This is a genomic window from Agrobacterium sp. SUL3 (assembly GCF_001263295.1).
Lineage (GTDB): Bacteria > Pseudomonadota > Alphaproteobacteria > Rhizobiales > Rhizobiaceae > Agrobacterium > Agrobacterium tomkonis.
The window spans coordinates 41720-54127 of sequence record NZ_KQ414498.1 but is presented as its reverse complement, the minus strand read 5'-3'; the positions used below and the strand labels follow the sequence as shown (position 1 = coordinate 54127).

13 protein-coding genes are annotated in these 12408 nt (G+C 59.3%); 1 reads left to right on the top strand and 12 read right to left on the bottom strand.

Annotated features, from left to right (window positions below; translation table 11 throughout):
- From visR to AKG12_RS00215, 12 genes are all read right to left on the bottom strand, one after another.
- The gene (gene visR, locus AKG12_RS00270) at window positions 1–702 is read right to left on the bottom strand and encodes a transcriptional regulator VisR (RefSeq protein ID WP_046800731.1); all 702 of its coding nucleotides are present in this window, start codon (window positions 700–702) and stop codon (window positions 1–3) included.
- 53 nt (window positions 703–755) lie between these two features.
- A complete protein-coding gene (visN, locus tag AKG12_RS00265) occupies window positions 756–1487 on the bottom strand; it encodes a transcriptional regulator VisN (RefSeq protein ID WP_052760248.1) in 732 nt (243 codons plus the stop codon).
- Between the two features lie 372 nt (window positions 1488–1859).
- A complete protein-coding gene (gene fliF / locus AKG12_RS00260; protein ID WP_052816945.1) occupies window positions 1860–3542 on the bottom strand; it encodes a flagellar basal-body MS-ring/collar protein FliF in 1683 nt (560 codons plus the stop codon).
- A gap of 129 nt (window positions 3543–3671) precedes the next feature.
- The gene (gene cheT / locus AKG12_RS00255; protein WP_052816944.1) at window positions 3672–4055 is read right to left on the bottom strand and encodes a chemotaxis protein CheT; all 384 of its coding nucleotides are present in this window, start codon (window positions 4053–4055) and stop codon (window positions 3672–3674) included.
- A gap of 14 nt (window positions 4056–4069) precedes the next feature.
- Window positions 4070–4615 (bottom strand): chemoreceptor glutamine deamidase CheD, encoded by a 546-nt coding sequence (cheD, locus tag AKG12_RS00250; protein WP_046800555.1) that lies wholly within the window; start codon window positions 4613–4615, stop codon window positions 4070–4072.
- Window positions 4612–5001: a chemotaxis response regulator CheY2 gene (cheY2, locus tag AKG12_RS00245; RefSeq protein ID WP_003515008.1), complete on the bottom strand. Its 390-nt coding sequence runs from the start codon at window positions 4999–5001 to the stop codon at window positions 4612–4614. Before cheY2 ends, cheD begins: the two co-directional genes overlap by 4 nt.
- Window positions 5001–6056: a protein-glutamate O-methylesterase CheB gene (gene cheB, locus AKG12_RS00240; RefSeq protein WP_046800554.1), complete on the bottom strand. Its 1056-nt coding sequence runs from the start codon at window positions 6054–6056 to the stop codon at window positions 5001–5003. The genes cheY2 and cheB overlap by 1 nt, the downstream gene beginning before the upstream one ends.
- Entirely contained in the window at window positions 6053–6961 is a 909-nt protein-coding gene (gene cheR / locus AKG12_RS00235) for a protein-glutamate O-methyltransferase CheR (RefSeq protein WP_052817816.1), read from the bottom strand. Before cheR ends, cheB begins: the two co-directional genes overlap by 4 nt.
- 13 nt (window positions 6962–6974) lie before the next feature.
- A complete protein-coding gene (locus AKG12_RS00230) occupies window positions 6975–9242 on the bottom strand; it encodes a chemotaxis protein CheA (protein WP_046800553.1) in 2268 nt (755 codons plus the stop codon).
- A gap of 16 nt (window positions 9243–9258) precedes the next feature.
- Window positions 9259–9624, bottom strand: a complete 366-nt coding sequence (cheY1, locus tag AKG12_RS00225; RefSeq protein WP_004439870.1) for a chemotaxis response regulator CheY1 — start codon at window positions 9622–9624, stop codon at window positions 9259–9261.
- A complete protein-coding gene (locus AKG12_RS00220; RefSeq protein ID WP_046800552.1) occupies window positions 9621–9920 on the bottom strand; it encodes an STAS domain-containing protein in 300 nt (99 codons plus the stop codon). Before AKG12_RS00220 ends, cheY1 begins: the two co-directional genes overlap by 4 nt.
- Complete coding sequence (locus AKG12_RS00215; RefSeq protein WP_285277682.1) at window positions 9920–11515, bottom strand: globin-coupled sensor protein; 1596 nt, start codon at window positions 11513–11515, stop codon at window positions 9920–9922. The genes AKG12_RS00220 and AKG12_RS00215 overlap by 1 nt, the downstream gene beginning before the upstream one ends.
- A gap of 517 nt (window positions 11516–12032) precedes the next feature.
- On the opposite strand from AKG12_RS00215, the gene AKG12_RS00210 reads away from it, so the two are divergent.
- Window positions 12033–12398 carry a hypothetical protein gene (locus AKG12_RS00210; RefSeq protein WP_046800550.1) on the top strand — a complete coding sequence of 122 codons (366 nt, stop codon included), beginning with the start codon at window positions 12033–12035 and terminating at the stop codon, window positions 12396–12398.
- Window positions 12399–12408: the final 10 nt, after the last annotated feature.

Below are 12408 nucleotides of genomic sequence, written 5' to 3'. Positions count from 1 at the left end.
TCAGTGGATATAGCCGAGCCGGATGGCCTTTGCGATTGCCTGAATGCGGTTGACGGAATCGAGCTTGATCGTCGCGGAACCGAGATAGGCATTGACCGTGTGCACGGAAAGCCCGAGCTTGACCGCGATCTCTTCACTGATCCGGCCGTCACCTGCCAGTTGCAGGCAGGCGATTTCCCTCTCGCTCAGTGCTTCCGAGGGCGCCGCCTTGCGCTCGTCGAGCGCCAGCATGTCCACCATGATCTCGCAGCATTTGATATGCTGCTCGATGACGACCTCATTGTCGAGAACGAGATTGGTGCCGCAGAAAACGATGTAACCGTTGCCGATGGTGCCGAGCCGCACCGGCATGGCCAGCCCGGCATAGGGCAAGGTGTCGTTTTCGATCCGGCGCAGCAACGCCGGAACATCGGGAAGATCGGCAAAGCCGCCGGCATTCTTGTTGCGCCAGATGACCGGCAACAGCGACGTCTCGATATGATCGAGAAGAATATCACCGACGGCGCGGATGAACTGCGTGCTCTGTTCTGCGGCATTCATGCCCCAGTTTTCCAGCTCGCAGGTCAGCTTCTTCTTGTTGGGGAAACCGGAAGCGGCAGCCTTCGTCACCACGAAATTTCGTGCGCCGACCAGCTTCTGCATGGCGACGAGCTTTGGAAACAGATCCGACCGGCTCGTTGCGACAGGGCTGCGGTAAAACATGCCCGTTTGACCTGTACCCTCATTGTCTTTCGTCTGTACCATCCGTCCGACCATTATACGAGGTTGTTGCGCACGGCGTAGGCAATTGCCTCCGAGCGGGTTTTTGTCGCGGTTTTACGCATCACGCTTGTAATGTAATTATTGATCGTATTGCGCGAAATGCCAAGGATCATCGCAATTTCGTCGCTTGTCTTGCCTTCTGCAATCCAGAACAGGCATTCGAGCTCGCGCTCGGTAAGATCGATATCACGCACGGCCTTTGCTTCGCTGGCGATGCCGAAACTGACGCAATAACCCGTCAACAGGGCGATTTCGCGCAGACGCTCCGGTGAAGGAACAGCGTGTTCGGGAAACAGCAGCAGAAGGGAAAGGCGGATGCGGCCCACGCAGAAAGACAGTGCGGAATATTGCCGGTCGATACCGTAGGGCACAGAAACATCGTCGGGAAGAAACAATAATCGCGGCCGCAGAAGCGAAAGGCATTTTTCCATTTCGCTCGATCTGTTCTGGCTGTTCGTCAGTTCAATGCCGAGCCTGCGTACCAGATCGAAAGGCCAGTCGGATGTAACGATGAATTTCAGCCCGGTTTCTTCGAGAAGGTCATCCCGCGCCAGCAGATAATGCGAGGCGCCGGCGTAGGTTACGAGCAAATCCAGTGCGCCTGCAACGTTACCGGCAGCGGCCGTGGCTGCGACGTTCTTGGCAAGCTGATCGCGCGGCAAGGGCTTACCCATGCCCTCCATAGGCTTGGCAGACAGCCTGCGGATATCAACATCGACTTTCAATCGCCTACGCCCTCTTGCTCCCAGTGGGAGATTATACATCGGGATGGAATCATTCCATTCAAGAAGCTTACCAAAATGGAATGGCACGCCCCCGGAGACCGAATCACTTCATTTTATGGAACCGACCGGAATTTGCCATTACCTGACAACAGCCTTTCCACGTATTTCCTCATTCGTCTATTGCTAAAAAAACATACTGAAAAGCTGGCCAATCCATAAACGTCATTCTCAGCCTATTCCCAGCAAACTGTATCGTTGATGAATTTTTTGTAAACACTGTCCTGAAACGAGAATGCCACGGCCCGGCGACCAAGGATAGTAAAAAGCCCGAAAATGCGAAAAAGGCCGGGGGTAAGCCCGGCCCTTTCAAAATCACGCTGCCTTTTCCACCGCCCATTTGCGCAGGATCTTGGCTGCTCTTTCCTCGCTGATTTCCACCATGCGGGAGAGCCTGCGTTCCGGTCCTTCGCGAACCCGGCGGTTGAAGGTGCCTTCGCTGTCGCCACCCGCCAGAAGATCGTCGGTGCTGTCGAAGCCGAAATCCGCTCCGAAACCTTCCATAAGACCACCAGCACCTGCATCCATGCCCGGAGAGAAATCCGGCAGTTCGAGACCGGCGGTCTCCTGGCTGAGCTGACCCGCAGCCGCGCCATTGCCGGCGACCGTGCGAACCAGGGGGCGCACACCAAGCCAGATGACGAGGAAGGCGACAGCGACGAAAGCGAGCGAGTTGATGATGCCGGCCGAATTGCGGCTTAACACTTCCATGATGCCCGGACCGCTGGCGGCCTCATCGAGCAATTGCGTTTCAAGGAAGTCCATTGCCGTCAGCGTCACGATATCACCGCGATCGGAAGAGATACCCGCCGCCGAAGTCACGATCTTCTGCATTTCGGCAAGATAGGCGTCGATCTTGGCCTGATCGACGGGTTCACCGACCATCTTGGCAATGCGACCCTTGTTGACGACCACGGCGACCGAAATCTTCTCGACGGTATAGCCGTTCTTGACCGTAGCGACCGTCTTCGAGTTGATCTCGTAATTGGTCTGCTCTTCCTTCTTGGCCGACTGGTCGGAGGACTGCGGGCCACCGCCGCCGCCCTGCGGGGCTGCCTGCGGTACGTTCTGTTCCACGGTCGCTGCCGTATCCGGCTGCGTTTCCTGGGACTTCTGGTCTTCCTTTACCGTGCGGACAGAACGCTCGACGCGCGATTCCGGATCATACACGGTCTCCTGGATCTGGCGGCTGTCGGTGTTCAGCTGCGCCGTGACGCTCGAGCGGAAATTGTCCATGCCGAGGAAAGGCGCCAGCGCCTTGTCGATATTGGTGGTGATTTCCTGCTGGACGTTCTGCGCCAGCGTCAACGAGCGGTTCATGGCGGCGTTGGTGACGTCGTCGCCGGAAGCCAGAAGCTGGCCGGTGGAATCGAGCAGCGTCACATCATCGACTTCAAGGCCGGGAACGGCCGAGGCGACGAGGTGACGGATGGAGGCGGAGGCCTTGCGACCTGCGGTGGCGCTGGCGCGGATCATGACCGATGCAGTTGGCTTCTGTTCGCCACGGCGGAAATTGCCGACGTCAGGCATGACGATATGGACGCGTGCGGCCGCAATCCCATCGATCTGCTGGATGGAGCGGCTGATCTCACCCTCGAGGGCGCGGACGCGCGTCACTTCCTGCATGAAGGAGGTCAGGCCGAGAGAACCGACATTGTCGAAAAGCTCGTAACCGGCATTGGCGCTATCAGGCAAACCGCGTTCGGCCAGAAGCAGCCTTGCCTTGCTGGTCAGCCCAACGGGAACCTGAAGGCTCGAACCGTCGGTTCCAACCTGAAAGTCCAGCCCCGATTCGGCGAGCGCAATGCTGATCTTGTTGAGGTCGCTTTTTTCAAGCCCTACATAAAGGGTCTCGTAGGCGGGACGGTTCACGTAGAGCGCTGCCGCAAGGATAACGGCCATGGACAAAACGCCCACGCCGCCCAGCATCAGCAGCCGTGCCTGACCCAGCGCCGCGAAATTCTTCAGGACCTGAGGGATTTGATTTAACAGATTCATTCTGTTCCGCACCGTCATTCATAGAATCCGAGACCTTTTGGCCCCGTAATGACAATAGGGTGCGAAGCTTGCGCGAGCGTTGCCTTTCTCCGCATTCAGCGAGGAAAGGAACGTCGGCAGAAATGCGGTCTAGAACAGGTCGAAGTCGCCGGAAGCCTTGTCCAGCGGCTGGGAATGGCCGTGCCGGAAGGCAGCGCCCAGCGCCTTCTGCATTTCGGCAAGCTTGACGAGGCTGAGTGCCGTGGAGACATCCACGATCCATTCACCGGGAATGGAACCGGTGATGGTATCGATGAATTCGGCAAGACCGCGGGTCTTCTGAACGGCGAGATCAATGCCCTGCAACAGCTTGATGCCATCGCCCGACAACTGACCGCTGGTCACTTCCAGCAGCTGCGGCTCGATGCGCTCTATGAGATAGGCGACATCGTGCAGCTCCGACACCACGCGCATGAGGACATCCGGCAGGGCTTCTTCGAACGGAGCGGTACCGGCGTGGTCTGCAATCTGCATTGGAAACTCCGTGACTAGAAAAATTCGATGTCGTTGGCGACGGGCTTGGGAGCCGGCACCGGACGCGTTTCCATGGCGACCGTCTTCTGGGTTTCCGCGCCGCTGAGCGGATGCTGACGTGCGCGACCCGAGACCGGCCAGAACTCGATCTTGCGGCCATGCTCTCCGCCCGTGGAAGAGCTTATGACCGGAATGCCTTCGTCCTTCAGAAACTGCATGGCGAAGATGGCATTCTGCTCGCCGACATTCGAAAAGCTGGCGATCGTCTTCGCGCCGCCGAAAACCTTGGCCTCCAGCCGGTCGCGGCGGGCGCCCTTCTTCAGAAGGCCGTTGATCAGAAGTTCCATGAGATGCACGCCGTAACGCGTCGCATCTCCCCCGGTCACATTGCCCGTTCCCGGCAGCAGGAAGTGGTTCATTCCTCCAAGCCCGGCAACGGGATCTCTCAGACAGGCGGCCACGCACGAACCGAGTATCGTCGTCATGACCACGTCGGGATCGCTGACAACCTTGTACTCGCCCTGAATGATATGTACGCGTTTGGCCGCAGCTTCAATCATTTCAGCGATCCGAAAACCGCCTCGATGGCTGCGCGCATCTTGTCGATGGTGAAAGGCTTGGCCAGCACGTTGTTTGCGCCGAGCTGCGCCGCCTTCTGCACCAGCGCGCGGTCGCCCTGCGCCGTGAGGATGATGAAGGCCGCCTTTTTAAGAGTCGGATTGGCCCGCACGGCGTGCAGGAAACCAAGACCGTCCATCTTCGGCATGTTGAAGTCGGAGATGACGAGATGATGGGGCTGCTGCTCCATGATCTTCAATCCCTGCTCGCCATCGCCGGCGGCAGTGATCTGCTTGAAGCCCAGCTGTGTCAGCGCATCGCTGAGAAGCAGCCGGCTGGTCACCTGATCGTCAACGATCAGAACTTTGATCTTTTCTGCGAGAGACATTAGTCAGCACCTTCTTTGCGGGCAGTGGTTAGTTTCAGGATTTCTTCGCCGATGGAGGCCAGCGGCAATTGCTGTTCGACGGCACCGAGCTCATAGGCCACGCGGGGCATGCCGTAGACGACACATGTTTTTTCGTTCTGGCCGACGGTGCGCGCACCGGCATGGCGCATTTTCAACAGTCCGGCCGCGCCATCGCGGCCCATGCCGGTGAGAATGACACCGACGGCGTTGCGACCAGCAAGCTCGGCCACCGAATCAAACAACACATCGACGGAGGGACGATGGCCGTTGACAGGATCACGCTCGATGAGCCGGCAGCAAGGTGCTGCCCGGTTGGCGATCTGCAGGTGGCGTTCACCGCCCGGCGCGAGATAGATCTTGCCTGTCTGCAGACGTGCACCATCCGTCGCTTCTTCCACGACGGGCGCGCAAATCCGGTTCAGCCGTTCGGCGAAGCTCCGGGTGAAGGTCGGCGGCATGTGCTGGGTGATGACGGTCGGCGGGCAATTGGCCGGAAACTTCTGCAGCACGGCGATCAGCGCTTCGACGCCACCCGTGGATGAACCGATGGCCACGACTTTGCGACCCGCCCGATAATCGCTGACCGGGGTAGGCTGCACTGCCGCGGCGCTTTCCGGACGAGCCGCGCGATAGGCGGCATGTTGGGAGCGGGCGGCAGCCTTTACCTTGTCGGCGAGATCGCCAAAGGGACGCGCATCGCCCGGAGCAGGCTTGCCGACGCAATCAAAGGCGCCGATTTCAAGAGCCGCAAGCGACGCGTCCGCACCGCGATGCGTGAGCGACGAGACCATGATCACCGGCATGGGCCGCAGGCGCATGATCTTTTCGAGAAATTCGAGGCCGTTCATTTCCGGCATCTCGATGTCGAGCGTCACGACATCGGGGTTGAGCTGCTTGATGGCGGCGCGCGCTTCCATGGCGTTGCCGGCCTGCCCGACCACCTCGACTTCCGGATCTGCCTTGAGGACAGCTGAAATCAGGCCGCGCATCGTTGGACTATCATCGACGACGAGTACCCGTGCGAGTGCGCTCATGCCTTCCTCCCGGATGCGTGACCAATGTAGCGGTAGGTGGTGATGCCGGTATTGTCGAACAGGTTTTTGGCATCACCGGCGACGCGTTCGGAATGGCCGATATAAAGATGCCCACCTTCCGGCAGCAGGCCGGCGAAACGCGACCAGATGCGCGTCTGTGTCGGCTCGTCGAAATAAATGACGACGTTCCGGCAGAAGATGACGTCGAAATTGCCCTTGAAGGGCCATTGCGTCATCAGGTTCAATTCGTTGAAAGTGATGAGGCGCTTGACCTTGTCGTCGATGCGGAATTTGCGGCGCCCGCCGGCATCGACCTCCGTGAACCATTGCTTGCGCATGGCGGGGGATACGGTTTCGAGCGCGTTGTCGTCATAGACGCCGGCACGGGCCTGCGCCAAAATCTTAGGATCGATGTCCGTCGCCAGAATCTTGAAATCGTAGTCCGCCGCATTCGGGAACATGGCGAGCACGGTAAGCGCGATCGAATAGGGCTCTTGCCCGTCGGAACAGGCCGCCGACCAGATACGGACGCGTCCACCGCTTTTTGCTCTTGCAATGAGACCCGGCAGGACCTCATCACGCAGATGTTCGAAATGATGGTTCTCGCGGAAGAAGCGCGTGAAATTCGTCGTCAGATGCGACAGCATCTCGCGCCGCGCCGGTGCGCCCTCGGTTGAGGAGACCAGCGTGCAATATTCGCGGAAACCGGAAAGACCGAGATTGCGGATATGCTTCGACAGGCGGGAATAGACCAGCGACGCCTTGGTGTCGTTGAGATAGATACCCGCATCCGCATAGATCATCGCAGCGATCTCCGACAGATCGCGTCTCGTCAGCGGATATTCACCGCTGGCAAGAACGTCGTCCGGAGACTGGCGCTGGTCACTGAAATTAAGTGCTGCCATGAACGAACCGCTTTCAACCTGTCGCCGCAAGCGACATTTCCTGCTTCAGGGGCTGTCCGCGCGAAGCGCTGACGATGGCATCGACATCCAGAATGAGCGCAACGCGTCCGTCACCGAGGATAGTGGCGGCGGCAATGCCCGGAACATGGGTATAGTTTGCTTCCAACGACTTGATGACGACCTGACGCTGGCCCTGAATGGCATCGACCATCAGCGCGCGCTGACCGCCGCCTTCCGATTCCACCAGAAGCGCCACACCTTCGACCGGATCGGCCTGGGTCGGGCGGAAGTTCAGGACGCGTCCGACATCGACCAGCGGGCAGAAGGAATTGCGGATGGAGATCAGTCGCTGGTTGGAGCCGAAGGAGTGGATGTTCTTCGCTTCCGGCTGCAGGGTTTCCACGATTGCGGTCAACGGCACGACGAGCGTCTGCCCGGCCACCGTCACCACCATGCCGTCGAGGACGGCAAGCGTCAGCGGCAGGCTCATGGTGAAGGTGGAACCATGTCCGGGGCGCGAGGAGATGCTGATGCGGCCGCCAAGCGCCTGAATGGAACGCTTGACCACATCCATGCCGACGCCGCGGCCGGAAATGTCGGAAATCTTGTCTGCCGTCGAGAAGCCCGGTGCAAAGATCAGGTTGTCGATCTCTTCGTCGGTCAGGTTCGCATCGGCAGCAATGAGATCATTGTCGATCGCCTTCTGGCGAACGCGTTCGCGGTTGATGCCGGCGCCATCGTCCTGAAGCTCGATCAGGATGCGGCCCGAGCGGTGCTTGGCCGAAAGCTTGATGGTGCCTTCCGGGTTCTTGCCCGCGGCTTCGCGTTTTTCCGGTGTTTCGATGCCGTGGTCGACGGCATTGCGGATCATATGGGTCAGAGGCTCGGCCAGCTTGTCGATAACGGTCTTGTCGACTTCGGTATTCTCACCTTCGGTGATGAGGCGGATCTGCTTGCCGATCATGTCGGCGACTTCGCGGACGATACGGGACATGCGCTGGAAGACCGGCTTCACAGGCTGCGCGCGGATGGCCATGACGCTGTCCTGGATCTCGCGCGTCAATTGCTGCAGCTCGTCCAGGCCCATATTGACGGCAGAGGTGCCGCTCGCATCGTTTTCGATGACGCTCTGCGACAGCATCGCCTGATTGATGACAAGCTCGCCAACAAGGTTGATGAGGCGGTCAACGCGGTCGAGATCAACGCGGATGGTCTGGCCGGCACTTGCATTGGCCGCCGCATTGGCATTCGCCTGCGCTGCGGCCGGCGCTGCCGCCGCCTCACGCTTTTCGATGGCGGCATTGACGCTCTGGGCGATCTGCGTCGTTGCGACGGCCGCTTCAACGGCTGCGGCAACAAAAGGTTCTTCCACCATAGCTGCTTCGACGGCAATGTCCGCTTCCGGTCCGCTATCAAGCGCCGAGAGATCGAACGGAACCGGGATCATCGGAAGTTCTTCGTCATCCGCAGCGGCACCCGAGAGAACCGGCGTGATTTCGAGATCGCAATCCCATTCGGCGAATTCGAAGACGCTGCGGATACCCTCTTCACCCTTGTCGGTGGTGATCGAAACCGTCCAGGAGAGATAAGATGCTTCAGGATCGAGCTTGTCGAGCGAAGGCAGCTCCGACAGGTCGCAATTGATGCTCATCTCGCCGATACGCGAGAGATCGCGCAGGAGAAGCGCTGCCTCGTTGCCCTTTGAATAAAGCGATGCATGCGGCTTGAAGGTGATCTGGAAGGTCGGCGCTTCCATCAACGGTGTCGTGTCGTCGGCAAAGTCCGAGAAGGAGAACAGGACCGGCTGGAAACCGCTCTCATCCGTCGGCTTGGGCGCGGCGGGTGCCGGCGCCTTTATGGCAGCTGGGGCTGCCGCCGGCGCGGAGGCCTGTACGGCTTCGCCGTTTGCCAGCGCTTCCAGCTCCTTGACGAGACCACGGGTACGGCTTTCATCGACGCTGCCGCCGTCTCTGGCCGCATTGGTCAGGTCCGCCAGCACATCGGCGGAGCGCAACATGACTTTCAGAACATCCTGTGTCGGCTCCAGCTTGTTGGAGCGAACGCAGTCGAGGGTCGTTTCAAAAACGTGGGCGAAGGCCACGAGATCATCCAGACCGAAGGCACCTGCCCCGCCCTTGATGGAATGAACGGCACGGAAAACGGCGTTGACGGTTTCCGGATCGCGGTCGCCGTCATTCAATTTAAGAAGCCCCGATTCCAGTTCAGCGAGCTGCTCCTCGCATTCCTGGAAAAAGATTTCCTTGATTTCGTTCATATCCATCGTGAAATGTCCCGTATCAGGCGGTTACGCGTTCAATGGCATCGATGAGTTTTGCAGGGTCGAACGGCTTGACAATCCAGCCGGTCGCACCGGCCTGACGGGCGCGGTTCTTCTTTTCTGCATCGCTTTCAGTCGTCAGAACGAGGATCGGGATAGCCCGATATTTCTCGTTGCGGCGCACGCCTTCGATAAAGCCGAAACCATCAAGACGGGGCATGTTGATGTCAGTCACGATGACATCGGGGTTGCTCTGTTCCAGCACCTCGAGGCCTTCAACGCCATCTTCGGCCTGAATGGTCTCAAAACCGGCATTGTTGAGCGTGACCAGGAGCATGTTCCTGATCGTCCGGGAATCATCCACGGTGAGAACTTTTTTCTTCACTTTTGCATCTCCTTGGGGAGCAAATGGTCAATATCGACGCCTATCAGTTTCATGGTCTTGTCGAATGCATCGGACACCCTGGCAAAACCGAAGGGCTTGCCGTCCTCCTCCCAGGATTTCGCGCCGGCCATCAGGACCTGGACGCAAAGCGCGCCAATGCGCTCCACCTCGGACGCATCGACCGACAAAGGTGCTCCTCTCAGCGTCATCAGCTTGCCTTGCAGCGCCGATGCTTCGTTGAGATCCAGCACCGGTGACAGTTTCAGCGTCGCCTCAGCTGCTTTTCTGGCTGCCATTACATGACTCCTTGGCGTCTGAATTGTTGGTAATCCTGGCCGTAATCCGTGCGGTTATCCGCACGGGCCATAAATGATGTGTCCTGACGGTCCGCCACGGCCATTGCCGCTGCCTGACCCTGACGGGCGATGCGGAACTCGCGAATGGTGCGGCCCAGTTGCAGAATGACAGTGTGAAGCGCGTCTGCCTCGCAGGAGCCTTCGCCGATCTCGTTTGCGATCCGGCCGGCCTGCCGCTGCTGTTCGCTAATATCGGCAGCGACCGTTTTCAGGTCATCTGCCTGTGCAGACGTATGCCGGGAAACTTCGGCGATCATGTCGTTGATGCCGGACACCTGCCGGACGACGCCGCCGATTGCTTCCTGCGTGCGGTTCACCATGCGAACACCGCCCTCGACCTGCGTCTTGGTGGTGCCGACAAGGCTCTTGATTTCCCTTGCGGCGTCGGCGGAACGCTGGGCGAGTGCCCGGACTTCCTGTGCGACGACGGCGAAACCGCGGCCGCTTTCACCCGCACGCGCCGCCTCGATGCCGGCGTTGAGGGCGAGAAGGTTGGTCTGGAAAGCAATCTCGTCGATCGTGCCGATGATCCTGCCGATGTGCTCGGCGGATTGTTCAATGTCAGACATGGCGTCGATCGCCTCGCCGATTGCCTTGCCGCTTTCGACAGCCGCGTCGCGGGCACGGGAAACCGCCGTTTCCGTCGCCGATATGCGGGTGCCGTTTTCGGCGAGGTTCCCGATCATCGCCTGAAGCGCGCGGGAGGTCTCGGCAAGGGCTTCTGCCTGCTGGCCGGAACGTTCTGCGATGGAGCGACCGATATCGGCGAAACGGGCGCTGAGCATCTCGGCGTCGCCGATACCCTGCTGCGCGGAGGTCAGCGATGCGCCGATCGTTTCCAGCGCCGCGTTGAAGGAGGCGGCAACATCGCGATAGGCTTCCGGCAGATCGCCGCCGATACGCGCCTTAAGATCGCCGGCGGCAAAGGCCGTCAGCGCCGCACCCAGCAGTGTCGCTGCTTCCGAACGGTCATTGTCGCGCTGTTCCGCAAGTTCGCGGCCGTGACGCAGGCGTAATTCATTAAAGCGCAGCGAGACGGCGATCTCCGTATCGACCATCACCAGACGGACGATGTTCTTCACGGCTTCGGCCAGTTCACGGCTCTTCTTGCGGCTGCCGGGCAGGATGGAGCGCGGCGCGTGCTCAGTCACCAACCCACCGAGCAGATGTTCCAGAACGATGGCGTGGCTGGCGATCTGCCAGCGTGGATCGAGACCCATGCGGCCGGCATTGTCGGAAAGAACCTTCACCCGCTCGGCATAAAGCGCATCGAAACGCGCATCCGTCAGCACACTCCAGTGCGAGGATTGCAGATCGTGCAGGCGATCAAGCTGGTTTTCGCTTTCGAAAGACGGAGAACAGTCGGGCATCGACTGAAAACGGTTCATCACGTCCCGCAGGCCGGCCTTGACGTAAGGCTCCAGCATGCTGCGATAATTGCGCAGGAAATCGGATTGCGTCTCATCGAGGCCGGCAAAACGCAACCGTCCCGCCAGGCTTGCACCTGCCGATCTGCGCGCTTGATCTGATGGCAAGTCCTGCCCCAACCGACGTCCCCAACAACATGACGGCCGGTAAAACCCGGCCAATTGGCCAAGGTTCAGAACGCCAGCACCCTAAGGGGGATTTTTGAACGAACATACCCATCGCGGACGATGCGGCATCGACGCTTGCCTGACCTTCTTGAACCAAGAAACGAAAATACCGGATCGGCACCGGTACGGCAGTGCGGCGTCATGCCTGGAAGGGGAGAGAACCCCATTCCGCCGTGGAAATACCATCAATCTTTATGGTTAATTCCTTGCTTGAAAGTTAAGAAACATCAGCTCCAGCGTCAAACGGTAAAATTTGTAAAAGCTTTTAGCCATTGCCGCCCTCACTTTGCCGCAAACGGGCAAAAACGAAAAGGAATCGGCCATTGCGGGCGGTTTTTCCGGCCTGTGCGCTGGACAAGCGCCTGCGGCTTCCCCTAAAACAAATCAACGGGATATTCGCTGAGCGGTGATGCTTTAAAGAGACCTTTACGATCAAGGAGATGCCAACTTGTTATGGATGGAGAAATGCCGCCGTTCAAGGCGCCATCCGCAAGTGTTGATCGGCATCATGGTCGCAAGCCTGCTCGTCATGATCGGCTTTCAGGCACCATCCGGCATCAAGACCCTTTCCAAGACCAGCCGTCTGGAGAGATTGCAGACCGTCGATCTCAACCGTTCCCTCACTCTTCGCGACAGGGATTGCGATAGCGGCTGCAAGGCCGGGGATACCAGCTCGGGTCTTCGCCCCGGCAACTTCCCCTCGCCCGCTTTGCGGATCGCCGTTGACGCCGGGCCGGCCGTTGCATCTGTTGCCGTCGCGCCACAAGCTTTCCGAGACTTTGCGAGCGTGGTTCCAAGAGCACCCCCGCATATTATCTATTAGTCATTCCGGC

Excerpts from the sequence above, each read along its gene's own strand:
- AKG12_RS00220 (WP_046800552.1), bottom strand. The coding sequence starts at position 9,920 with ATGGCAGCCAGAAAAGCAGCTGAGGCGACGCTGAAACTGTCACCGGTG.
- cheT (WP_052816944.1), bottom strand. The coding sequence starts at position 4,055 with ATGCAGATTGCAGACCACGCCGGTACCGCTCCGTTCGAAGAAGCCCTG.
- fliF (WP_052816945.1), bottom strand. The coding sequence starts at position 3,542 with ATGAATCTGTTAAATCAAATCCCTCAGGTCCTGAAGAATTTCGCGGCG.
- visR (WP_046800731.1), bottom strand. The coding sequence starts at position 702 with ATGTTTTACCGCAGCCCTGTCGCAACGAGCCGGTCGGATCTGTTTCCA.
- cheY2 (WP_003515008.1), bottom strand. The coding sequence starts at position 5,001 with ATGTCTCTCGCAGAAAAGATCAAAGTTCTGATCGTTGACGATCAGGTG.
- cheR (WP_052817816.1), bottom strand. The coding sequence starts at position 6,961 with ATGGCAGCACTTAATTTCAGTGACCAGCGCCAGTCTCCGGACGACGTT.
- cheB (WP_046800554.1), bottom strand. The coding sequence starts at position 6,056 with ATGAGCGCACTCGCACGGGTACTCGTCGTCGATGATAGTCCAACGATG.
- cheD (WP_046800555.1), bottom strand. The coding sequence starts at position 4,615 with ATGATTGAAGCTGCGGCCAAACGCGTACATATCATTCAGGGCGAGTAC.
- AKG12_RS00210 (WP_046800550.1), top strand. The coding sequence starts at position 12,033 with ATGGAGAAATGCCGCCGTTCAAGGCGCCATCCGCAAGTGTTGATCGGC.
- AKG12_RS00230 (WP_046800553.1), bottom strand. The coding sequence starts at position 9,242 with ATGGATATGAACGAAATCAAGGAAATCTTTTTCCAGGAATGCGAGGAG.